Annotated in this window: 27 protein-coding genes and 1 pseudogene; 25 read left to right on the top strand and 3 right to left on the bottom strand. The window is 31.8% G+C overall.

All coding sequences use genetic code 11. From position 1 onward, the window contains the following. The first annotated feature begins 124 nt into the window (after positions 1 to 124). Positions 125 to 1,939: a sodium:solute symporter gene (locus WPG_RS13190; RefSeq protein ID WP_045473527.1), complete on the top strand. Its 1,815-nt coding sequence runs from the start codon at positions 125 to 127 to the stop codon at positions 1,937 to 1,939. 76 nt (positions 1,940 to 2,015) lie between these two features. Here WPG_RS13190 and WPG_RS13185 read toward each other — a convergent pair whose 3' ends face one another. Next, a complete protein-coding gene (locus tag WPG_RS13185) occupies positions 2,016 to 2,864 on the bottom strand; it encodes a DUF2911 domain-containing protein (RefSeq protein ID WP_045473524.1) in 849 nt (282 codons plus the stop codon). A gap of 168 nt (positions 2,865 to 3,032) precedes the next feature. Between WPG_RS13185 and WPG_RS13180 the strand changes: the two genes are divergently transcribed. The 24 genes from WPG_RS13180 (at position 3,033) to WPG_RS13070 (ending at position 20,681) form a co-directional block, all read left to right on the top strand. Further along, positions 3,033 to 3,359, top strand: coding sequence for an ArsR/SmtB family transcription factor (locus WPG_RS13180; protein WP_045473522.1), 327 nt, complete (start codon positions 3,033 to 3,035; stop codon positions 3,357 to 3,359). 11 nt (positions 3,360 to 3,370) lie between these two features. Continuing rightward, the gene (locus tag WPG_RS13175) at positions 3,371 to 3,841 is read left to right on the top strand and encodes a DUF6428 family protein (RefSeq protein WP_045473520.1); all 471 of its coding nucleotides are present in this window, start codon (positions 3,371 to 3,373) and stop codon (positions 3,839 to 3,841) included. Between the two features lie 19 nt (positions 3,842 to 3,860). Next, positions 3,861 to 4,469, top strand: coding sequence for a low molecular weight phosphatase family protein (locus tag WPG_RS13170; protein ID WP_045473517.1), 609 nt, complete (start codon positions 3,861 to 3,863; stop codon positions 4,467 to 4,469). Between the two features lies 1 nt (position 4,470). Continuing rightward, positions 4,471 to 5,139 carry an MIP/aquaporin family protein gene (locus WPG_RS13165; protein WP_045473515.1) on the top strand — a complete coding sequence of 223 codons (669 nt, stop codon included), beginning with the start codon at positions 4,471 to 4,473 and terminating at the stop codon, positions 5,137 to 5,139. Positions 5,140 to 5,256: 117 nt separating this feature from the next. After that, positions 5,257 to 5,919: a TetR family transcriptional regulator C-terminal domain-containing protein gene (locus WPG_RS13160; RefSeq protein WP_045473512.1), complete on the top strand. Its 663-nt coding sequence runs from the start codon at positions 5,257 to 5,259 to the stop codon at positions 5,917 to 5,919. Next, complete coding sequence (locus tag WPG_RS13155; RefSeq protein ID WP_045473510.1) at positions 5,919 to 7,229, top strand: ABC1 kinase family protein; 1,311 nt, start codon at positions 5,919 to 5,921, stop codon at positions 7,227 to 7,229. Before WPG_RS13160 ends, WPG_RS13155 begins: the two co-directional genes overlap by 1 nt. Beyond that, the gene (locus tag WPG_RS13150; protein WP_045473508.1) at positions 7,230 to 7,868 is read left to right on the top strand and encodes a flavin reductase family protein; all 639 of its coding nucleotides are present in this window, start codon (positions 7,230 to 7,232) and stop codon (positions 7,866 to 7,868) included. Continuing rightward, a complete protein-coding gene (locus WPG_RS13145; RefSeq protein ID WP_045473506.1) occupies positions 7,868 to 9,295 on the top strand; it encodes an SDR family oxidoreductase in 1,428 nt (475 codons plus the stop codon). The genes WPG_RS13150 and WPG_RS13145 overlap by 1 nt, the downstream gene beginning before the upstream one ends. Then, positions 9,292 to 9,441: a DUF2256 domain-containing protein gene (locus WPG_RS17935; protein ID WP_084221589.1), complete on the top strand. Its 150-nt coding sequence runs from the start codon at positions 9,292 to 9,294 to the stop codon at positions 9,439 to 9,441. Before WPG_RS13145 ends, WPG_RS17935 begins: the two co-directional genes overlap by 4 nt. Next, entirely contained in the window at positions 9,411 to 10,718 is a 1,308-nt protein-coding gene (locus WPG_RS13140) for a DASH family cryptochrome (RefSeq protein WP_045473504.1), read from the top strand. The genes WPG_RS17935 and WPG_RS13140 overlap by 31 nt, the downstream gene beginning before the upstream one ends. Positions 10,719 to 10,779: 61 nt before the next feature. Next, positions 10,780 to 11,667, top strand: coding sequence for a hypothetical protein (locus WPG_RS13135; protein ID WP_045473501.1), 888 nt, complete (start codon positions 10,780 to 10,782; stop codon positions 11,665 to 11,667). A 20-nt stretch (positions 11,668 to 11,687) separates the two neighbouring features. Beyond that, positions 11,688 to 13,169, top strand: a complete 1,482-nt coding sequence (locus tag WPG_RS13130) for a cryptochrome/photolyase family protein (protein ID WP_045473499.1) — start codon at positions 11,688 to 11,690, stop codon at positions 13,167 to 13,169. Continuing rightward, positions 13,162 to 14,652, top strand: a complete 1,491-nt coding sequence (locus WPG_RS13125) for a cryptochrome/deoxyribodipyrimidine photo-lyase family protein (protein WP_171817184.1) — start codon at positions 13,162 to 13,164, stop codon at positions 14,650 to 14,652. The genes WPG_RS13130 and WPG_RS13125 overlap by 8 nt, the downstream gene beginning before the upstream one ends. A gap of 100 nt (positions 14,653 to 14,752) precedes the next feature. Then, entirely contained in the window at positions 14,753 to 15,190 is a 438-nt protein-coding gene (locus WPG_RS13120) for a hypothetical protein (protein WP_045473495.1), read from the top strand. Beyond that, on the top strand, positions 15,181 to 15,453 hold the full coding sequence (locus tag WPG_RS13115; protein WP_045473493.1) for a TIGR03643 family protein: 273 nt from the start codon (positions 15,181 to 15,183) through the stop codon (positions 15,451 to 15,453). Before WPG_RS13120 ends, WPG_RS13115 begins: the two co-directional genes overlap by 10 nt. A 55-nt stretch (positions 15,454 to 15,508) precedes the next feature. Next, positions 15,509 to 16,201: a GTP cyclohydrolase I FolE gene (gene folE, locus WPG_RS13110; RefSeq protein ID WP_045475584.1), complete on the top strand. Its 693-nt coding sequence runs from the start codon at positions 15,509 to 15,511 to the stop codon at positions 16,199 to 16,201. Between the two features lie 3 nt (positions 16,202 to 16,204). Then, a complete protein-coding gene (locus WPG_RS13105) occupies positions 16,205 to 16,432 on the top strand; it encodes a hypothetical protein (protein WP_045473491.1) in 228 nt (75 codons plus the stop codon). A gap of 4 nt (positions 16,433 to 16,436) precedes the next feature. Further along, positions 16,437 to 17,123, top strand: coding sequence for an SDR family NAD(P)-dependent oxidoreductase (locus WPG_RS13100; RefSeq protein WP_045473489.1), 687 nt, complete (start codon positions 16,437 to 16,439; stop codon positions 17,121 to 17,123). Between the two features lie 3 nt (positions 17,124 to 17,126). After that, a complete protein-coding gene (locus WPG_RS13095; protein ID WP_045473487.1) occupies positions 17,127 to 17,666 on the top strand; it encodes a glutathione peroxidase in 540 nt (179 codons plus the stop codon). A gap of 4 nt (positions 17,667 to 17,670) precedes the next feature. After that, positions 17,671 to 17,838 (top strand): Lacal_2735 family protein, encoded by a 168-nt coding sequence (locus tag WPG_RS18080; RefSeq protein ID WP_045473485.1) that lies wholly within the window; start codon positions 17,671 to 17,673, stop codon positions 17,836 to 17,838. Between the two features lie 4 nt (positions 17,839 to 17,842). Then, positions 17,843 to 18,307 carry a TspO/MBR family protein gene (locus WPG_RS13085; protein ID WP_045473483.1) on the top strand — a complete coding sequence of 155 codons (465 nt, stop codon included), beginning with the start codon at positions 17,843 to 17,845 and terminating at the stop codon, positions 18,305 to 18,307. 2 nt (positions 18,308 to 18,309) lie between these two features. Next, positions 18,310 to 18,771 (top strand): SRPBCC family protein, encoded by a 462-nt coding sequence (locus WPG_RS13080; RefSeq protein ID WP_045473482.1) that lies wholly within the window; start codon positions 18,310 to 18,312, stop codon positions 18,769 to 18,771. A 1-nt stretch (position 18,772) separates the two neighbouring features. After that, the gene (locus WPG_RS13075; protein WP_045473480.1) at positions 18,773 to 20,077 is read left to right on the top strand and encodes a cryptochrome/photolyase family protein; all 1,305 of its coding nucleotides are present in this window, start codon (positions 18,773 to 18,775) and stop codon (positions 20,075 to 20,077) included. Positions 20,078 to 20,354: 277 nt separating this feature from the next. After that, the gene (locus WPG_RS13070) at positions 20,355 to 20,681 is read left to right on the top strand and encodes a nuclear transport factor 2 family protein (protein ID WP_231850192.1); all 327 of its coding nucleotides are present in this window, start codon (positions 20,355 to 20,357) and stop codon (positions 20,679 to 20,681) included. Positions 20,682 to 20,781: 100 nt separating this feature from the next. Here the strand turns inward: WPG_RS13070 and WPG_RS19005 are convergent. Then, a pseudogene (locus WPG_RS19005) lies at positions 20,782 to 20,889 on the bottom strand (T9SS type B sorting domain-containing protein); the annotation flags it as partial. A 94-nt stretch (positions 20,890 to 20,983) separates the two neighbouring features. Continuing rightward, positions 20,984 to 22,081 carry a hypothetical protein gene (locus WPG_RS13065; protein ID WP_045473478.1) on the bottom strand — a complete coding sequence of 366 codons (1,098 nt, stop codon included), beginning with the start codon at positions 22,079 to 22,081 and terminating at the stop codon, positions 20,984 to 20,986. Positions 22,082 to 22,204: the final 123 nt, after the last annotated feature.

Here is a 22,204-nt window from a genome sequence, read left to right as displayed (position 1 = left end):
GAACAACCAAGACCAACCCCAAGAAAAACAAAAATGGAATAAAATGTATACCATAGTATTAGTAGCTAATGCCTTATACATTGTTTTATTTTATTTTATAACAGCCTCATTCGCTTAAATTTATATGCAAACTTTAGATTGGATAGATTGGTTAGTTCTAATTGCTACACTTTTAGTAATTGTAGGTTATGGAACCTGGAAAACTAGAGGTCGAAATAGTGCTCAAGACTATATAAAAGGTGGAAATTCTACAAAATGGTGGACCATTGGTTTATCCGTAATGGCAACTCAAGCCAGTGCTATTACATTTTTGTCTACTACTGGTCAGGCATTTTCAGATGGTATGGGCTTTGTTCAATTCTACTTTGGGCTTCCAATCGCCATGGTGATTATTTGCTTGGTATTTATTCCGCTTTATCATCGCCTTAAAGTTTATACAGCATACGAGTTTTTGGAAAATCGATTCGATTTAAAAACACGAAGTTTAACCGCTATTTTATTTTTAATCCAACGTGGATTAGCAGCTGGAATAACCATATTTGCTCCAGCTATTATTCTTTCCGTTGTATTAGGCTGGAATATAGTTACTTTAAACATAGTTATTGGAGTCTTAGTTATCATTTATACAGTTTCTGGTGGTACAAAAGCTGTAACAGTTACCCAAAAGCAGCAGATGTTCGTCATTTTTGCAGGAATGATTGCAGCTTTGGTGATTATAATTAATTTAATTCCAGATGAAGTTTCCTTTAGAGATGCTATTGATATTGCTGGAGCTACAGGTAAAATGCAAGTCTTAGATTTTTCATTTGACTTAGAAAATAGATATACTGTTTGGACAGGTCTTATTGGAGGTACTTTTTTAATGTTATCGTATTTCGGTACGGACCAAAGCCAAGTACAACGTTACCTTTCTGGTAAATCCATAAAAGAAATGCAAATGGGTTTACTCTTTAATGGTTTGCTAAAAGTACCAATGCAATTCTTCATTTTACTTGTAGGTGTTATGGTATTTGTGTTTTATCAATTTAATCCATCACCTTTAAATTTTATTGACGCTTCTACACAAACTGTCTTAGCTTCTGAATATGGTATTGAATACAAAAAACTTCAAGAAGATCAAAAAGATTTATTTGAACTTAAAAAGAAAATTTCTTTAGAGATGTCGAATTCTAAAGATAATAAAGAAGCCACAATAACACAATTGGCAGCATTAGATATAGTTGAAAAATCATATAGACAAAAGTCTAAATTTTTAATTAAAAAAGCAGTAGATCCAGAATACACTTCAGAATATAATGCCCTTCAAAAAGAAGTTAATGAACTAAAATCTAATCCTGAAAACGAAGCGTATCTGCTAAAATCTGCAGAGCTAAGAACATTATATAAGGATTCTGCAAAAGACACACAAACTAATGACAGAGATTATATGTTCATTCGGTTTATATTAAATAACCTACCAACTGGACTTATCGGTCTTTTATTAGCGGTTATTTTATCTGCCGCAATGTCATCCACAGCTTCAGAAATAAATGCTTTGGCAACAATTACTTCTATTGATTTGTATGGTAGAAACCAAAAAGAAGATAAAGGTGATGCTCACATGGTAAAAATGACAAAATGGTTTACTTTTGGTTGGGGAATCATTGCCATTATTATTGCCTGCTTCGCTAATCTCGCCGAAAACCTAATTCAGTTGGTTAATATCATTGGTTCTATTTTCTATGGAAATGTTCTAGGTATATTTTTATTAGCATTCTTCTTCAAACATATAAAAGGTAATTCTGTTTTTTTAGGAGCATTAATTACTCAGTGTATTGTAGTAAACGGTTGGTGGTTTGATTGGATGCCATACTTGTGGTTAAATCTTTTTGGCTGTGCAGTAGTTATAGTTGTTGCACATATTCTACAGCTTATATTACCTAATAAGCTAGAAGAATAAGAATAAAAAAAAAGCAACTCAATGAGTTGCTTTTTTTTTATTCTTATTAGTGAGCAAAGCTCTCAAATAATTTATTTTACATTGCGCCCCATTCCTTAAGAGAGTCAGTATTCATTTTAATATATCCATTATTATTTGCCTCTTTAGCACCTGCAAGTGAAGCTTTAGCTGCTGTAATAGCCCCCTTTTTATCTCCATTAGCGGCATGTATTAAAGACTGTTGTCTTAAATACCAAAAACGAGGTTGATCTTTTGTCATGTCAACAGCTTTATCAATCCACTCCATAGCTTTGTCTAAATTTTTCTCTGTAGCTAAAGTGTATACAGCAGCAGAATAATAATCATTAGCTAAAGGTCCAGCCATAATTTTTTCTATACCAGCAGAAACTTTAGTATCAGTTGGTACTGAAAATGGAACAGCAACATAGCTCTTCTCCCAAATCATATCAATAGTACCACCATTATTTGTAATATTATTGATATCTATTGTAAAGGTCTCAACACTAAAAGGAATTTCTATAAGATCTACTTTAATACTTGCTGCTACCTTATTGTCATCCCACTCTCTTGGCGTTCCCCAATTATTTGTATCTGTATAAAACATAATTGTCCAAGCTTTCTCTTCTAATTTTGTAAATATTGCATATTTACCTGCTTTTAAAGTTTCGTCTCCTATCGTAACTTCATCACTAAATTCTATAGTCGTGTTTGCATTAGCTCCAGTTCTCCAAATTGTTCCATAAGCTTCTAATCCACCAAATATTTTTCTTCCTTTTACTCCAGGGCGTGAATATTCGATAGTAATGTCAGTTAAACCAACCTTCTGCTCTACTTTGCTATAAGGACTTGGTTGTGGTGTTTCTAATTGTGCATTAACCGAAAACATTAAAGTTAAAGCAAATGCAAAAAGTACTAATTTCTTCATTTTTGTATAGTGTTTAGTGTTTGTTTTAAAGTGATGTAAAGTTAAGCTTTAACAAAAGTGATATATGTTAAGGAATCCTTAAAAGAAAAAATGATACTTTTTAAAAAAAATATCTGGCAAATACAATTTATTAATCGTAATATTGCAATATAATAATGTTTGTACTAAATGGGACTAACAAAAAGTGAGATTTTTTCGGATACACAGAATGAAATAGCAACACTTGCTAAAGCTTTCGCTCATCCTGCTAGAGTAGCTATATTGCATCATCTATTTAAAGCTAACACTTGTATTTGTGGAGATTTAGTAGAAGAAATTGGGCTAGCTCAAGCAACTATCTCTCAACACCTTAGAGAACTCAAAAATTTAAATCTAATACAAGGAAATATTGAAGGTACTAGTGTATATTACTGTATAAATCAAGAAAAATGGTCTAAAATGAAGTCTGTAATATCAGAATTTTTAGATCAAGATATTAATATGAATTGTTGCTAAAATTAAAAACTATGAAACTATCAGAAATAAAATCAAAGCTAAATCAATTAAAAACTATAGCGTTTCAATTACCAAATGGCACATTAGTACCTAGTCACTTTCATGTTACAGAAGTCGGAAAGATTTCAAAACACTTCATCGATTGTGGTGGAACTGTAAGACAAGAAGAAGTTGCCAATTTTCAGCTTTGGGAAGCTAATGATTATGATCACAGATTGCATCCTGAAAAACTAGTAAACATTATTGAGCTTTCTGAAAAGATCCTCAAAATTGATGATTTGGAAATTGAAGTAGAATACCAAGGTGATACAATAGGCAAATATAGCTTAGATTTTGATGGGAATAATTTTTTGTTAACTACTAAACAAACCGCTTGTTTAGCGCAAGAAGCCTGTGTAATTCCAAAGGAAAAACCTAGAATAAAATTATCAGAATTACAAAATTCAACAGCTTATTGCACACCAGACTCTGGTTGTTGTTAACCATTAATAAAGACCAACTATGCTTACAAAAATAACAGATCAAATCGAAGACTTAGACGTCAATTCAATTGCAAATAATCGTAAAGAACTACTTCAATCTTTAATTGATTTTATTCAATTGAAAACCGAATCAAATAGGATTATAAATCTCAATTTTATTTGTACTCACAATTCACGTCGAAGTCATTTATCGCAAGTTTGGGCTCAGACAATGGCAAATTATTTTAATATCAAAAACGTATTTTGTTATTCTGGTGGAACTGAAGCTACTGCCTTATTTCCTTCGGCTGCTGAAGCACTAGAAACCTCAGGATTTAAAATTGAAAAGCTTTCAAATGAAACCAATCCCGTTTATGCTATTAAATTCTCAGAAATTGCGCATCCTATTATTGGGTTTTCAAAAACATTTGATGCACCATTTAATCCTTCAAAAACATTTGCTGCAATAATGACCTGTTCTAGTGCAGATAAAGGTTGTCCATTTATTGCTGGAGCAGAAAAACGTATTCCAATCACATTCGAAGATCCAAAAGCTTTTGATAATACACCTCAACAGGCAGAAAAATATTTAGAACGTAGTCTTCAAATTGCTACAGAGTTGAAGTATGTGTTTTCAAAAATAAAATAACATGAAAAGAGAGATAGGAGAACTTGTTGGTACATTCGCCATGGTTTTTTGTGGCTGTGGTGCTATGACAGTAAATGAAATTACAAATGGAAGTATTACACATGTTGGTGTTGCTATAACTTGGGGATTAATAGTAATGGCAATGATTTATGCGTTTGGTGAAATTTCTGGTGCACATTTTAATCCTGCTGTGACAGTCGCATTTGCTTTTGCCAAAAAATTTAACTGGAAAGATGTTCCCAAATATATTTTATTTCAAACTGCTGGCGCATTTTTAGCCATAGCAATCCTTTGGGTTTTATTTCCTGAGAGTCAAAGTTTTGGACACACCTATCCAGCAGAAGGTTTCGACCCTTATAAAGCTTTTATTTTTGAACTAATACTAACCTTCTTTTTAATGGTAGTCATTATCAATGTCTCTACAGGAAGTAAAGAAATAGGCACTATGGCAGCAATTGCTGTTGGTGCAGTTATTCTGTTAGAGGCTATGTTTGCAGGACCTATGACTAAAGCGTCAATGAATCCAGCCAGATCATTAGCTCCGGCAATTATTTCTGGTAACCTTCAACATTTATGGTTATATCTTACAGCCCCTTTTATCGGTGCTTTACTTGCAGTTCTAAGCTGTAAATTGGTAAAAGATGATCAATGTTGTGATACTGATTGTTAATTAAAATTCTCAATACTTAATTCCGCATTCATATATTCTTGTTAAATTTTGTTTAACGTTATAATCATATCGTTAAACATTTTATATCTTTACATTGTAATTAAAAATTACGATACAATGGCTAAAAAGAAATCATTATCACAGGAAGACATCATAGGGTTTTACATGGATTATGTATTAATTCATAATGAATACCCTAAAACGGTATATGCGTTTGCAAAAGACAACAATATCGAAGAACAAAAATTCTATGAATTCTTTACATCTTTTGATGTTCTAGAACAATCCATTTTTAAGATATTTTTTGACAATGCTCACGCTGTTCTCGAAAAGAGTAAAGACTATTTAACATTTGACTCCAAAAATAAACTGCTTAGTTTTTATTATACATTTTTTGAAATTCTAACAGCTAATAGAAGCTATGTCAATTACGCATTAGGAAACCATAGTAAATCATCGATGAAATCCTTGAAAACTCTAGTGCATCTTAAACAACGTTATACCAATTACATAGAGCACCTAAATATAAAGACTATTGATCTTAAGCAAGAGCAGATTTCTAGGATACAAAAAAGAAGTTTAAAAGAGTCTGCCTGGCTTCAGTTATTAATTACGATGAAGTTCTGGATGGATGATACCTCGCCTTCTTTTGAAAAAACTGATTTATTTATAGAGAAATCGGTCAGAGCAAGTTTCGATTTAATTGATACAACACCACTTAAAAGTATTATTGACCTTGGAAAGTTTTTATACAAGGAAAAAATGCAAATGAATTATTAATGAAGACCATAGACAGTATACCCATTTCTAAAATTTCTCGAGCCTCTAAATTAGTATCTACAGGAGCTAAGGTTGGTGTTAATTATATAAAATATTATGGAGATAAGATGGTAAATTCTAAAGAAGATGCCAAGGAACGTCTCAATCAAAATAATGCAGAGGATATTTATGATAGCCTCAAAAAATTAAAAGGCAGTGCGCTTAAGGTAGCACAGATGCTGAGTATGGAGAAAAGTATTTTACCACAAGCTTATGTGGAAAAATTTTCTTTGTCTCAATTTTCTGTTCCACCACTTTCGCCGCCATTAGTCATAAAAACATTTAAAAAATATTTCGGGCAACATCCCGAAGACCTTTTTGATACTTTCAACGCAACTTCAGTTAATGCTGCTAGTATAGGACAAGTCCATATTGCAGAGAAGGATGGGAAAAAATTTGCTGTGAAAATCCAATATCCTGGAGTTGCGGAAAGTATTGCATCAGACTTAGCATTGGTAAAACCAATCGCCATAAAGATGTTTAACATTAAAGGGAAAGATTCCGATAAGTATTTTAAAGAAGTTGAAAATAAGCTTACCGAAGAGACTAATTATATCTTAGAAATAGAACAAAGTAAAGCAGTAGTTGAGGCTTGTAAACATATCCCTAATTTAAAGTTCCCAAATTATTACGAGGAATATTCTTCTGAGCGTATAATAGCTATGGATTACATGAAAGGCGAACATCTTTCTGAATTTGTAGCTCATAATGACGATCGAGAAAAATCGAATCAATTAGGACAAGCCTTATGGAATTTTTATATGTTTCAAATCCATAAATTAAAGAAAGTACATGCAGATCCGCATCCTGGAAACTTTTTAGTTTCAAAAGAAGATGACTTAATTGCATTAGATTTTGGTTGTATGAAGACTATTCCTGAAGACTTCTATACACCATATTTTGAATTAGCTGATAAAGATTGCATAAATAATCCTGATGCTTTTGCTGAAAAAATGTTTGAGCTAGAAATATTGAGAAAAGATGATTCTACAGAAGAAATTGAATTCTTTAGTGCTATGTTTCATGAATTACTTCGTATTTTCACGAAGCCTTTTCACTCTGAAGAATTTGATTTTTCAAATCCAGAATTTTTTAATCAGATTACTGAAATGGGACAAAAATATTCAAAAAGTACTGAACTGCGTAACATGAATGGTAATCGCGGATCAACACATTTCATTTACATCAACAGAACCTTCTTTGGACTTTATAATTTGATGTTCGATTTAAAAGCACAGCACATAAAAATCAATAATTACATCAATTTATAAATGGTAGAATTTAGTCGAGATGATATTGACCAAATGCATCATTTATACAGAATTAATCTTATGAATAGTTGTTCTGGTTACAAATCTGCAAATCTTATTGGTACCAAAAGCGAAGATAATGTAACAAATGTTGCAGTATTTAGCTCTGTAACACACTTAGGTTCTAATCCAGCATTACTAGGTTTCTTTCTGCGCCCTACGACAGTAATGCGAAATACATATTACAATCTTAAAACAACTGGTGTATATACGATCAACCATATTTACGAGGATATTTTAGAAGATGCACATCATACATCTGCTAAATACGATGAAACTATTTCTGAGTTCGATGTCACAAATTTAGAAGAAGATTACAAATCTGATTTTCATGCTCCATTTGTAAAAGGTTCTCCTATACAAATGGCGATGCGTTTTGTTGAAGAATATCCGATCAAAGCAAATAATACGATCTTGGTTATTGGCAAGATTGAGAAATTATATGTTCCCGATGCACTCTTAGATAAAGATGGTTTTATCGATTTATCAAAAGGAAAAGTAGCAACCATCAATGGTTTAGATGGTTATTCTATTCCTAATTTAAAAATGCGTCAAGCCTATCAAAGACCTAAACCAGAATTTGCAAAAACCAATGACTAATGCGAATTCTTATAACAGGCACAACTGGCTATATTGCTAAACGACTAGCGCTTCAATTGATAGAAGATGACCACGAATTGGTTTGTTGCGTTCGAGATATGAACCGTATTCCGGATGAAATCGAAGAACATCCCAATTGTACTTTTATCAAAGTAGATTTCTTAGAGCCAGAAACTGCTCAAATTCCTAAAAATATTAATGCTGCGTATTACCTAATTCATTCGATGTCAACAACATCTGATAATGATTTTGAAACTTTAGAAAAAGAATGTTCTGCAAATTTTAAAACTTTAGTATCAAAAACAGAATGTAAACAAGTTATTTATTTAAGTGGAATTGTAAACGATGACTCTCTATCGAAACACTTAAAATCAAGACTTCAAGTAGAGCATACATTAAAATCTGATGCCTATGCGCTTACAACATTTAGAGCAGGCATCATTGTAGGAAGTGGTAGTGCTTCTTTTGAAATAATTAGAGATATTGTAGAAAAGCTACCAATAATGGTAACACCTAAATGGTTGAATACTAAAACACAACCGCTTGGTATTAGAGACGTTCTCACCTATTTATCTGGTGCACTTGAAAAAACAGAATTATACAATAATGCTTACGATATTTTTGGACCAGAGATATTAACTTATAAAGAGATGCTCTTGCAATTTGGTGAAGTTCGTGGTTTGAAACGCTACATTTATACACTTCCTGTTTTATCACCAAAACTTTCATCCTTCTGGTTATACTTTGTAACATCTACATCCTTTCAATTAGCACAGGCTCTAGTAGACAGCATGAAAGTTGAAGTTATAGGCAAACCCAGTGATATCAATACGCATATTGATATTGAACCAATGACTTACAAAACTGCAGTGAATTTAGCATTTCAAAAAATTCAGCAGAATGCTGTGATTTCTAGTTGGAAAGATGCCGTAAGTAGTGGTGTTTTTAAGGACCAATTATCTAAGCATATAGAGCTACCACAATATGGTTGTTTTAAAGATGTAAGACATCGCATTATTCAAGATGAAAATTTTACCATAGATAAAATTTGGAGTATTGGCGGACGTAATGGCTGGTATAGTTTTAACAGACTATGGAAACTTCGTGGATATATGGATAAATTATTTGGAGGCGTAGGCTTGAGGAGAGGAAGAACTCATGACACCTATTTAGAAGCTGGAGATCCTTTAGATTTTTGGCGTGTACTATTAGCTGACAAAAAAGAAAAAAGATTATTACTGTTTGCAGAAATGAAACTTCCTGGCGAAGCTTGGTTAGAGTTTAAAATAGTTAAAGACAAACTATACCAACGCGCCGTTTTTAGGCCAAAAGGGGTTTGGGGACGCTTGTATTGGTATTCCGTTTTACCATTTCATGCTTTTGTTTTTAATGGTATGATAAACGCTTTAGTAGAAAAAAATACATGAGAGGTGCTAAAAAACAACATCTACCTCAAAAAATATGTCTCGTTTGTGATAGACCATTTACATGGAGAAAAAAATGGCAGAAAGATTGGGACAACGTAAAATATTGTAGTGATAAATGCAGAAAAAACAAGAACACACAAATTTAGTTTGGTTTAGAAACGATTTACGAACCATCGATAATGCTGTTTTAGCATCAGCTTGTAAAGCTAAAAATAGTGTTATAGGTATTTATTGTTTCGACCCAAAATATTTTACCATTAATAAACGTGGCTTTAAAATAACAGAAAAGTATAGAGCAAATTTTCTTATTGAAACTATAAATGATTTAAAACAGCAATTAGCTGAATTAAATATTGATTTATTAATCTATTATGACCTACCAGAAAGGGTCATTCCAAAAGTTTGTACAGATTATAATGTTGCTGATATCTATATTCAGAACGATTGGACAAAGGATGAAATGGCTACAGAAAACGCTGTAAAATCTAAGCTAGAAAACATAACTTTTCACAAAGAATACAATCAATTCTTATTTCATCCTGAAGATATAAGTTTTGAAATTGAAAAATTACCACAAGTATTCACAGTCTTCAGGAAAAAGTTAGAAAAGTATGTTTTTATAAGAGAAGCCGTAAGTTTTGAAAAACGTTCGAAAGAAAATCGAATTGAAAATAAAACTGTAATACCAACACTTCAAGATTTAGGATTTGAAGATTTTAAAACACATCCGCAATCTGCATTCCCATTTAAAGGTGGAGAAACTGAAGCTTTAAATAGATTAAACGATTACTTTTTTGAAACTAAAAAACTAGGCTTTTATAAAAAAACCAGAAATGGATTAGTAGGTAAAGACTATAGTTCTAAGTTTTCATCTTGGTTAGCAAATGGATCTATATCTGCAAGAACCATTTATTGGAAAGTAAAACAATTTGAAACGGAGCATTATAAAAACCAATCGACCTACTGGCTTATATTCGAATTAATATGGAGAGACTACTTTAAGTATGTCTCTATGAAATATGGCAGCCAAATATTTAAACTTGAAGGTATATTAGGTAAAGACTATAATTGGAGTACCGCTAAAACTCAAATCGACAAATGGATTAAAGGAGAGACAGAATCTGACTTTGTTAATGCTAACATGATAGAATTAAAACAAACAGGTTGGATGAGCAATAGAGGAAGACAAAATGTAGCTTCCTATTTCGCAAAAGAACTACAACTAGATTGGCGAATTGGCGCAGCCTATTTTGAGTCTATGCTAATCGATTATGATGTCCATAGTAACTATGGTAATTGGATGTATGTCGCTGGAGTTGGCAACGATCCTAGAGATAGAAAGTTTAATGTGCAATTGCAAGCAGAACGTTACGATACTACTGGTAAGTTCAGGAACCTTTGGTTACAACAAAGTTTGTTTTAAATGCATGATAATATTTTATAGCAGCATTAAGAATAATTTAAATTTTAAGAACATATAAATAATGATAATTTTAAATAAAATCTATGCTATTTTTTTCTCTGAAATTAGCAAAAAGAAGATTGAGAAAATAATCTTATATATAGCTCTAATTGGGTTATTCGTTCATTTGACTCTAATCTATTTATCTAAGATTAATATTATAAATATTCATTTAGAATCAGAGCTATTTAATAACTCGATATCATCAATTTATACACCATTTTCATTTATCCTTATTTATGAGGTTTATTTGTTAATCTATTATTTACCAAAATCGTTTACAACCTACATAACTAAACAGTATGAAATTATAACACTTATAATTATTAGAAAATTATTCAAAGATTTATCTGGTCTTGAACTCACGTCAAATTGGTTTGAAGTAAAAGGAGATTTACAATTCACATATGATATTCTTGCATCAATAATTTTATTTTACTTGATTTTTCAATTTCAAAAACAAGGGATGATAAAAGTGAAGAAACCAAAAAATAAAGAAACTAAAATTGAACGATTCATTAATAGAAAAAAAATAATAGCCGTTGCTCTAGTTCCAATATTTCTAATAATGGCTTTAATAACATTATTTAGCTGGATGTCAAATATTTCCTTAGCTTCGAATACAATACCTGATTTTGAAACCATCAATAATCTATTTTTCGACGAATTCTTTACAGTACTAATTTTAGTTGATGTTGTTTTACTTTTGATTTCCTTCTTTTACACCGATAAGTTTCACAAAATAATTAGAAACTCGGGTTTTGTAGTATCAACCATCTTAATCAGAATGTCATTTGGAGTAAATGGATTGGTCAGTACCGTATTAATAATATCAGCAGTTTTATTCGGATTAGCTATTATACTAATTCATAATAAGTTTGAAAAAAGCACTTTGACCGATCATACATAAATAAGTACAAAGGAATAAACATGTTAAAAGAAAGTACACTAATATTTCCAAATCAATTATTTAAAACAACTGAAGTTTTAAACCAAATTGATACTATTTATTTAGTTGAAGAATTTTTATTCTTTAAACATTATAAGTTTCATAAGCAAAAAATTGCGTTTCATAGAGGATCCATGAAAGCATATGGAAATTATTTAGAAGGCACAGGGAAAAAAGTGAATTACATTGAAGCCACATCAAAAAAGTCCGATGTTAGACATTTGATTCCAAAGCTAATTGAAGATGGTATTCAAAAACTTCATATCATTGATCCTACTGACAATTGGCTACAAAAACATATCAATTTGGTAACAAAGGATATCGAAATAGAATGGTATAAAAATCCACTTTTTATAAATTCTAAAGAAGAATTAATCTCATTTTTTAAACCAACGAAAAAGAAATTCTTTCAAACGTCTTTTTACAAACAGCAACGAAAAGAGCGAGATATTTTAATGGTTAACGGTGAGCCAGAAGGTGGTAAACTAACATATGACTCAGATAACCGAAAGAAATATCCAAAAGATAAAATGCCTCCAAGAATTCAGTTTCCTGATAAGACTAAATTTCACCAGGAGGCGGAAAACTATGTCAATTCTAACTTTGGTGAACATAATGGTCAACTCACAGGTTTTTCAATCTATCCCATAGATTATAAAACTGCTGAAAATTGGTTTCAACAATTTTTAGAAATCAGGTTTCATGAGTTTGGAGTCTATGAAGATGCTATCGTAAAGGAAGAACACTTTTTAAACCATAGTCTATTATCACCTTTGATCAATGTCGGTCTGTTAGAACCAAAATATGTAATCGACACTGCTATTGCTTATGCCAAAACAAATGATATTCCATTAAATTCTACTGAAGGATTTGTGCGCCAAATTTTGGGTTGGAGAGAATTTATCAGAGGTGTTTACGAAGTGAAGGGTACAGAAGAACGCAACAGAAACTTTTGGAAATTTAGTAGAAAGATTCCGAAATCATTTTATGATGGTTCTACAGGTGTAAAGCCTATTGACGATGTCATTAAAAAAGTTTTAAAAACTGGTTACGCACACCACATTGAACGGTTAATGATTTTAGGAAACTTTATGGTGTTATGCGAGTTTGATCCGGACGATGTATATAAATGGTTTATGGAATTATTTATAGATGCTTACGATTGGGTTATGGTACCTAATGTCTATGGCATGAGTTTATATGCAGATGGTGGTTTAATGTCAACAAAACCGTATATCAGCAGTAGTAATTACATTATGAAAATGAGTAATTATTCTAAGGGAGATTGGCAACCAACTTGGGATGGGTTATTCTGGACATTTATGGATAAGCATCGCGATTTCTTTTTAAGTAATCCTCGATTAGGAATGCTTATAAGAACATTTGATAAAATGAATAAAGAAAAACAGGAGAAGCATTTTGCTAATGCAGAAGCATATTTTAAGATATTAGATAATGACTAAGAGAGAGCACATTAATATTGTATGGTTAAAGCGAGATTTACGCCTTCTAGATAATGAAGCGATTTCGAATGCTTTAAAATCGGGAAAACCAACATTAATAATTTATGTCTTTGAATTTATCTTATTAAATGACGAGCATTACAGTAAAAGACATTTTAATTTCATTAAAGAATCTATTTCGGATTTAAACAAACAATTAGAATCTTATAATACAAAGGTTTTAGCAATAGATTGCGATATACAGAGTGCTTTTAATATATTACAAGAGTTTTACAGGATAGATACCGTTTATTCTCATGTAGAAACAGGATTATTGATTACATACAATAGAGACAAAGAGTTTAAACGCTATTGTAGAAATAATTTTATTCAATGGCAAGAAAATAAAAATAATGGTGTTGAACGTGGCTTAGTTAACAGAGATAATTGGTTTGAAAATTGGGAATCTTATATGGCTCAAGATCTCGAAGTGTTTCAACCTAAAGACAATCAATTGTTAAGTATTACGGCTATTGATAATCTGGAAAAAGTGTTTACAGTAACGCATTTAGATACTCCTTCTGAATCTAAATTTCAAAAAGGCGGCAGTACAGTAGGTTGGAAATATGCAAATTCCTTTTTTGATAGTCGACACGAGGATTATATGTTTAATATATCAAAACCAGAAGCTTCTCGAAGCAGTTGCAGTCGTATCTCACCTTACATCGCATGGGGAAACCTCTCTATAAGACAAGTTTTCAAAGCTGGTAAAAAGGTAAAATCCGCATCTAAATATAAGCGTCACATTAGTGCTTTTCTATCGCGATTACGTTGGCAGGCGCATTTCATTCAAAAGTTTGAGATGGAACATACCATGGAAGAGGCAAGTGTTAATAAAGGGTATCATAAACTAAAGAAAAGTATTTCCGATACATATCAGCAAGCATGGTTTGAAGGTAAAACAGGCTTTCCTTTAGTCGATGCTAGTATGCGTTGTTTAATAGAAACTGGCTATGTGAATTTTAGAATGCGTGCCATGTTGGCATCCTTCTTTACCCATATTCTGTGGCAACCTTGGCAGTCCGCAACGAGGCATCTTTCCCAACAGTTTTTAGATTTTGAACCTGGTATTCACTTTCCACAACTACAAATGCAAGCAGGAGAAACTGGTATTAACAACTTAAGAATTTATAATCCTACCACTAATAGTTTAAAACACGACCCTGATGCTATATTCATTAGAAAATGGGTTCCTGAACTCGCTCCCCTTGAGACACCTTTTGTGCACGAACCTTACCTTATGACTGAGATGGAAGAGGCTTTTTATAATTTCAAACTCGGAGAAGATTATCCGCAACCCATAGTAAATATTAAAGAAAATCGTAAACGTGCTAGTGATATTCTTTGGAATATGAAAGACGATCCAGAAGTGCGACGTGAAAGTTCTCGTATCTTAAAACGACATACTATAAGTCAACGAAATCGTATGCTGAGAGATGAATAACGTTATATCTATGACTAATTTCCCTACTTTCATAATTCTCTGTTAATTTTTGTTTAACTATACGTGTAAAAAGTTAAACATTTTGTAACTTTGGGTAGTTATGATACTTAATACTACACATCACAATTCTGAACACAAACAAATTATATCTGACTTAATTGGCAGTTCTTTTAGTTTGGTACAGAAATTGAAATTAAGAGGAATAGGCTCTAAACGGATGATTATTGATGATGTGAGTCCGAATATGAGGTCGATAATGAACACTGTGTCAGATATTAACTATGCAAATATTGAATTAAGACCAAAAGGTATTTTAGTAATGATTAACCAAGGTTTAAAAAATTTTACATGGATTATTCCCTATTATCAATTAGTTATATATAAAACAAATGGCTCTAGCATACATGCTCAAGGACGATTTATTCACTTTAGAAACAGTAAAACATTCAGAGAAAACAAAAATTTCTTTGATAAATTACTTGATCAAAAAGTAAAATATGATTTAGAATATACAATGCCTCAAAGCTTATGGATTTAAAACTTAAAGATATCGATCGCATTATAGAAATGGCATGGGAAGATAGGACACCTTTTGGTGCAATAACATTCCAATTCGGGTTAAAAGAACGAGATGTCATCACTCTAATGCGAAGAGAATTAAAACCAAAGAGCTTTAGATTATGGAGAGCTCGCGTACAAGGCAGAGCTACAAAACATAGTAAAATAAGAACGTTTGACGAAGGCAGATTTAAATGCTCTAGACAACGTCTAATAACAAATAACTCTATTTCAAAACGTTAACTCGTGCTTTGATTTAAGTGTGGAGTACTTAGAGACAGCACATAAAAAAGATTCTATGGATACAGAAACAATTTCCAAAACAAATGGTTACCAACTTAATGGATTTTCTTCGGAAGACATTGGTGACGACCACTTATTTACAAGTCTTGAGACACCAATGAAGCCAAACGCTTTTGAAATGTCTAATGACGAAAAGAAACAACGCATCTCTATTTTATTTTCAGAAATAATGGATGTGCTTGGATTAGATTTAACTGACGATTCTTTGCAAGGGACACCAAATCGTGTAGCAAAGATGTATGTTGAAGAAATATTTTCTGGATTAGACCCAGAGAATAAACCTAAAATCGCATTATTTGATAATAAATATCAATATAACCAGATGTTAGTAGAAAAAAATATTACCTTCTACTCTAATTGTGAACATCACTTTGTGCCTATCATAGGAAAAGCGCATATAGCCTATAAATCATCAGGCAAAGTTATAGGACTTTCTAAATTAAATAGAATTGTTCAATATTATGCAAAACGTCCTCAGGTACAAGAGCGTTTAACAAATCAAATTGCAAACGAATTAAAAACGATTTTAGAAACCGAAGATGTTGCTGTAATTATAGATGCAAAGCATTTATGTGTCTCTTCAAGAGGTGTTAAGGATGATACATCAGCTACAGTAACAACATATTACGGAGGTGAGTTTAATACCGCTTCAAAAATTTCAGAATTACAGAATTATATAAACAATTAAGCTATGGATACAATAGAAAAAGCTATAGAGTTCGAAAACAGAAAGTTTTCATTCAAAACAACAAGTGACAGAATTATAGCTGCAAGAGAAGCAAAAGATATCATCTTGGAGGTAAACGAATTATACAAAGAGGAAAAAGATTCTAAATTAATGGACTTAATGAAACGTCTTACCGTTATAAAACAGAAAATTGAAAAACGTTTAAAAGGACGTCCATTAACAGCATCATAAAACTATGAATAGGTTAATAGTGATTGGAGGAAGCAAAGGTATTGGCAATGCTATTGTTTCATCTTTGCTTACTTCATATGATGAAGTTGTAAACATCAGTAGAACTGCGCCAGAACATTCACATCCAAATCTAAAACATTACGATTGTGATGTGATTTCTGATGAGTTACCAGATATTGAAAGTGCTGATGGATTAGTCTATTGTCCTGGAAGCATCAATTTAAAACCTATCAATCGATTAAGTATTGATGATTTTAAAAATGATTTTGAAATTAATGTCTTAGGTGCTGTAAAAGCTATTCAGAAATATTTACCTGCTTTAAAAAACGGTAATAAACCTTCTATCATATTATTCAGCACAGTGGCAGCTAAGTTAGGTATGCCTTTCCATGCTAGTGTAGCAGCTTCAAAATCTGCTGTAGAAGGCTTAACGAAATCTTTGGGTGCAGAATTAGCTCCAACGATTAGAGTAAATGCAATTGCACCAACAGTTACAGATACAGAATTAGCATCAAAATTATTGCGTAATGAGAGGATGATTGAGAATATGAATGAACGACATCCATTAAAAAAATATTTACAACCACAGGAAGTTGCAGATATGGCAGGATTTCTTCTTTCAGATAAAGGATCTTCTTTATCAGGACAAGTTTTTGAAATGGATTGTGGAATAGTAAGTTTTAAAATATAGTAAATGAACCCACTCAAAGCATTCGTTAGCACCTTACAAGCAACAGATAGAAATATTTTTCAAAAATCAACAAAATCTATATACAATATAGATATCAATAACTTACAAGGACAACCTATTAATTTATCTGACTATAAAGGAAAGAAGATACTATTTGTTAACGTAGCTTCTAAATGTGGCTTTACACCACAATATAGAGAGTTACAAGAACTACAATATACTTATAAAGATAGCATAGTTCTTATAGGTGTTCCTTGTAATCAATTTGGAAAACAAGAGCCTGGAAGCTCTGAAGAGATTCAAGAATTTTGTGAAATAAACTATGGAGTATCATTCCTTATTACAGAAAAAATTGACGTGAAGGGCCATAATAAACATCCTTTATACGATTGGCTAACCAACAAAGCCATAAATGGAAAGCAAAATTCTACTGTGAAATGGAATTTTCAAAAGTACATGATAGATGAAAATGGTGAGTTGTTAGATTTCTTCTACTCTATCACTAAACCAATGAATTCTAGGATTACTAAATTTTTAAAATAACATTATGTTCGGGATATTTAAAAAAACCTCTGAGTTAGACAAGCTACAAAAGCAATACGAAAAGCTAATGGCAGATTGGCACAAACTCTCAACAACAAACAGAGCAGAAAGTGACAAAAGGTATGCCGAAGCTCAAAAAATTATTGAGCAGATTGAAATCTTAAAACAATAGTGAGTTGAAAAAAATCTTTCTTCTTATATTATTCTTAATTATCAATTTTGGTGGACTAGCACTAGGTAGTTATTTAATGAATGATGGACCTATTTCTAGTTGGTACACTAATCTTAATCGAGCACCATGGGAGCCACCTGGTTGGGTTTTTGGTGCAGCTTGGACATTAATAATGATCTGCTTTTCTGTTTACCTCACCTATCTATTTTCTATTAGGAAGTCTAAGTTTGTTATTACTATTTATAGTATTGCGGTATTGCTTAATGTAAGCTGGAATTATATTTTTTTCAATCAACACTTAACAAATATTGCACTTGTAACTATCATTGCTTTAACGTTAACTATTCTTTACCTTTTTATAAGTTTTGGTGATGAAAAATTGAGCAAAATGAAATATCTATTATTGCCTTACATCATATGGCTTTGTATAGCGACATCTTTAAATGGTTACATCGTTTTTAATAATTAGAAATGAAAATATATACACTTCATAAAAAACAGAATTTACCAATTTCTGTTGAAACAGCTTGGGAGTTTTTATCAAGTCCTGCGAATTTAAAAACTATCACACCAGATTATATGGGCTTTAATATCCTTTCTGGTTCGGATCGACCAATGTTTCCAGGACAAATTATTCAGTACATCGTTACACCTGTTTTAGGTATAAAAACCAAATGGGTAACAGAAATCACTCATGTTAAAGACTATGAATACTTTGTTGACGAGCAACGTTTTGGACCTTATTCCTTATGGCATCATAAACATTTTATAAAAGAAATTGAAGGAGGTGTAGAGATGGAAGACATAATAGATTATAAAGTACCAATGGGAATTCTTGGGCAAATGGTTCATCCTTTTTTAGTAAAACCAAAACTAGAAGAGATTTTTAATTATAGAACTAAAAAACTCGAAGAATTATTCGGAAAGTATTAGAATGAATAAAACGCTAAATATTTTTTGGTTTAGAAGAGATCTAAGATTAGATGATAATGTTGGCTTTTTTAATGCTTTGAAATCTGATAACCCTGTACTACCAATATTTATCTTTGATTCTGAAATTCTAGATAAGCTTCCTGAAAATGATGCGCGTGTCAATTATATTCATGATACACTTCAAAGTATGAGGATGATTCTACAGGATAATCATGATAGTGGTATTGCAATGTTTCATGGTAAGCCAAAAGACATATATAAGCAGTTAATTAAAGATTATGATATCTCAGAAGTTTATACAAATCATGACTACGAACCTTATGCAAACGAACGCGACACAAAGATTAAAGATTTTTTAGCAGAACAAAATATTAATTTTAAAACCTACAAAGACCAAGTCATTTTCGAAAAAGATGACGTGGTAAAAAAAGATGGTAATCCATATGTTGTTTATACTCCATACATGCGCACATGGAAGGAGAAGTTTAAATCCAATGATTTAAAATTTTATCCATCTGAAAAAGCGCTAGGTAATCTTGTGAAAAAGATAAATTTACCAAATTTGAGTTTATCAGATATTGGTTTCAAAGAATCGTCACAAAAAATCCTTTCTTATAAACTAACACCAACTTTAATTCAAGAATACGAAGCTACAAGGAACTTTCCTGCAAAAGACTCAACCTCTCGTTTAGGCCCTCATCTCCGTTTTGGCACAGTAAGCGTGCGCAAAATGGTAGAAAAAGCTATTGCTGAAGAAAACGAAATCTTTTGGCAAGAATTAATTTGGCGTGAGTTTTTTATGCAAATTCTTTGGCATTTCCCATATACAGCAAAAGATTCCTTTAAGTCTAAATACGATCGAATAGAATGGAGAAATAACGAAGAAGAATTTAAACTCTGGTGCGAAGGTAAAACCGGTTATCCGTTTGTAGATGCTGGCATGCGCCAATTAAATGAAACTGGCTTTATGCACAATAGAGTACGTATGTTAGTCGGTAGCTTTTTGTGCAAACACTTATTAATAGATTGGAGATGGGGAGAAGCCTACTTTGCTGAGAAATTACATGACTATGAAATGTCTAGTAATATAGGTAATTGGCAATGGGTCGCTGGTTCTGGTGTTGATGCTGCTCCATATTTTAGAATTTTTAACCCGACATCGCAAATCCAAAAGTTTGATAAAGGGTTAGAATACATAAAAAAATGGGTTCCTGATTTTGAAAAATTAACGTATCATCAACCAATTGTAGATCATAAAACAGCTAGGGAACGTTGCTTAAACACATATAAATCGGCATTAAATTAACTTTTTTATTGCTTTTTGTATTTTATTTTTACTAATTATACAATAATTCAAAAATATGAGCGTTAATAAAATAAGATGTATAACATCTTAACTGAAATAACCATTTCACTAAATAATTTTTAAAAAGCTCTGATTAGTCACAGAGCTTTTTGTTTACCTAATTTTTCCCAACATTATTTTAAGATAAATACATTAGGTTTTAGTTAACTTTACCTCACTAATTATTAAAATCAAAACAATTATGAATACTTGGGACGTAGCTAAAAAATAGCATGAGATGTGTAGCCAAAATCAAAATTTAGATTGTATTAAAGAACTCTATGCAGATAATGTAGTAAGTAAAGAAATGCCAGGAATGCCTGGCGAGGAAATCTCTAGAAGACAAAACGTATGGAATAAAAATGAAGAGTGGTTAGGTAACGTTACTGAATTTCATTCAGGTACTATAAGTGAACCTGTTGTAGCAGGAAATCATTTTACTTCCAAAATGACTTTTGATGTCACTTTTAAGGATAGAGGACGACAACAAATGGAAGAACTTGCTGTATTTGAAGTTAAAGATGGGAAAATTGTAAGTGAACAATTTTTGTATTCTATGAAATAACATCCAATTAATATGAACTAAAAAAGCCTCAATTAACCTTGAAGCTTTTTTAGTTTATTATAGATTTGGATAAGAAACAACTAATACTGATGGATAACTTTCAACGTTTTAGAGTAAAATGACCTGTATAAGTCAAACCATTATTACGTTCTACCACAAACCAGTAATCACTAGTAGGCATAATTTTACCATTATAATTTCCGTCCCAACCTCTTTGATTACCAAAAAAAACTTGTCAATAATTTCCCATATCTATTGTAAATATAAACTTCCATATATGGTTCAAATTGAGATCCAGAAATTTACCAATAGTCGTTATCACCATCACCATTGGGCGTAAAAAACTTTACGTAGTTTAAAGAAACACTTTTTGTGCTTACTCCACAACCATTTATGTCTCTTACAAAAATCGTATAATCTCCAGATACCAAATCTGTGAAGGAATTCTCTGGTTGATAATTTATACCATCTAATGAATATTCATAGTCCCCTAGTCCAGATACTTCAATAAAAATAGAATTACTATTAGAAGTGAAATCTTCAATTATAACAGCATCAATATTAGCTTCACCAGATACCTCAATGGAATAGATCTTAGTCGATTCACAATAAAAATCACCATAATCATTTGAAACTATAACGGAATAAACTCCAGAAGCATCCACCTCAATAATTCTAGAACTCTCACCAGTTGACCATAAATAACTAGAATAACCTGAATCTGCTGAAAGCTGAATTGAATTGTTTTCACAAATGGTAATAAACACATCTGGTCCTAGCTGAGGAATAACACCTACTATTAAATTAAAAGAGTCAGTTTCATAACAGATATCTAAAGTATTATGAGTCATTCTAACATAAACTGTTTGAGGATTACGTGTACTTTCATATATGTCTGAGATGGGATTATTACCAGAATCTGCATCACTTTGTGTTAAATGATACGTGATGGTCAGATTCTCTGGATTTTGATTACCTAATAGTTGAGCATATTGCTGCGATAAATCAAAAACAGCCTGGTTGCTAGAAACCTCATTACAAATAACCAAATCTGTTGGTGTACCAATACTAACTACTGGAAGTAAATCCAAAGAATTTATACTTATAACTTCAATTCTACCACACAAGTCTTCAACTCTAATTTCATAAACTCCAGGGCTCAAATTTGTAAAAATATTATCATTCCCATTATCTATAACTAGAGGTGAAATTATAGAAAAATCATAAGGAGGAGTACCTATTACATCTACCAAAATATCGGATGGCCCTGACCCACCATCACAATTAAGATTAAACACATCATTTATAATTAAATCTGAACAAATATCAAACTCTGCAAAAATGTCAAAGCAATACTCATTAGGATTTAAAGTATTAATAGGTTGAAATGCCTTAATCAATCTAAATGTTCTGGTAAAGAAAATATTTAAGATCGTCTCACCATTTTGAATGGAAATGGAGTTTGACGTATTAGGCAACTCACCTTCAGCATAAATAATACCAGTATCTGGATGACCCCAACT

The organism is Winogradskyella sp. PG-2, from assembly GCF_000828715.1.
GTDB lineage: Bacteria > Bacteroidota > Bacteroidia > Flavobacteriales > Flavobacteriaceae > Winogradskyella.
Note: the sequence above shows the minus strand (reverse complement) of the source record. Positions and strands in the feature narration are given on the sequence as shown.

Coding starts and splice junctions, on each gene's coding strand:
- WPG_RS13095 (WP_045473487.1), top strand. CDS start 17,127: ATGAACCCACTCAAAGCATTCGTTAGCACCTTACAAGCAACAGATAGA.
- WPG_RS13120 (WP_045473495.1), top strand. CDS start 14,753: ATGATACTTAATACTACACATCACAATTCTGAACACAAACAAATTATA.
- WPG_RS13145 (WP_045473506.1), top strand. CDS start 7,868: ATGCGAATTCTTATAACAGGCACAACTGGCTATATTGCTAAACGACTA.
- WPG_RS13190 (WP_045473527.1), top strand. CDS start 125: ATGCAAACTTTAGATTGGATAGATTGGTTAGTTCTAATTGCTACACTT.
- WPG_RS13070 (WP_231850192.1), top strand. CDS start 20,355: ATGTGTAGCCAAAATCAAAATTTAGATTGTATTAAAGAACTCTATGCA.
- WPG_RS13165 (WP_045473515.1), top strand. CDS start 4,471: ATGAAAAGAGAGATAGGAGAACTTGTTGGTACATTCGCCATGGTTTTT.
- WPG_RS13125 (WP_171817184.1), top strand. CDS start 13,162: ATGACTAAGAGAGAGCACATTAATATTGTATGGTTAAAGCGAGATTTA.
- WPG_RS13130 (WP_045473499.1), top strand. CDS start 11,688: ATGTTAAAAGAAAGTACACTAATATTTCCAAATCAATTATTTAAAACA.
- WPG_RS13100 (WP_045473489.1), top strand. CDS start 16,437: ATGAATAGGTTAATAGTGATTGGAGGAAGCAAAGGTATTGGCAATGCT.
- folE (WP_045475584.1), top strand. CDS start 15,509: ATGGATACAGAAACAATTTCCAAAACAAATGGTTACCAACTTAATGGA.
- WPG_RS13080 (WP_045473482.1), top strand. CDS start 18,310: ATGAAAATATATACACTTCATAAAAAACAGAATTTACCAATTTCTGTT.
- WPG_RS13140 (WP_045473504.1), top strand. CDS start 9,411: ATGCAGAAAAAACAAGAACACACAAATTTAGTTTGGTTTAGAAACGAT.
- WPG_RS13150 (WP_045473508.1), top strand. CDS start 7,230: ATGGTAGAATTTAGTCGAGATGATATTGACCAAATGCATCATTTATAC.
- WPG_RS13175 (WP_045473520.1), top strand. CDS start 3,371: ATGAAACTATCAGAAATAAAATCAAAGCTAAATCAATTAAAAACTATA.
- WPG_RS13135 (WP_045473501.1), top strand. CDS start 10,780: ATGATAATTTTAAATAAAATCTATGCTATTTTTTTCTCTGAAATTAGC.
- WPG_RS13105 (WP_045473491.1), top strand. CDS start 16,205: ATGGATACAATAGAAAAAGCTATAGAGTTCGAAAACAGAAAGTTTTCA.
- WPG_RS13185 (WP_045473524.1), bottom strand. CDS start 2,864: ATGAAGAAATTAGTACTTTTTGCATTTGCTTTAACTTTAATGTTTTCG.
- WPG_RS13160 (WP_045473512.1), top strand. CDS start 5,257: ATGGCTAAAAAGAAATCATTATCACAGGAAGACATCATAGGGTTTTAC.
- WPG_RS13155 (WP_045473510.1), top strand. CDS start 5,919: ATGAAGACCATAGACAGTATACCCATTTCTAAAATTTCTCGAGCCTCT.
- WPG_RS13170 (WP_045473517.1), top strand. CDS start 3,861: ATGCTTACAAAAATAACAGATCAAATCGAAGACTTAGACGTCAATTCA.
- WPG_RS13115 (WP_045473493.1), top strand. CDS start 15,181: ATGGATTTAAAACTTAAAGATATCGATCGCATTATAGAAATGGCATGG.
- WPG_RS18080 (WP_045473485.1), top strand. CDS start 17,671: ATGTTCGGGATATTTAAAAAAACCTCTGAGTTAGACAAGCTACAAAAG.
- WPG_RS13075 (WP_045473480.1), top strand. CDS start 18,773: ATGAATAAAACGCTAAATATTTTTTGGTTTAGAAGAGATCTAAGATTA.
- WPG_RS13180 (WP_045473522.1), top strand. CDS start 3,033: ATGGGACTAACAAAAAGTGAGATTTTTTCGGATACACAGAATGAAATA.
- WPG_RS17935 (WP_084221589.1), top strand. CDS start 9,292: ATGAGAGGTGCTAAAAAACAACATCTACCTCAAAAAATATGTCTCGTT.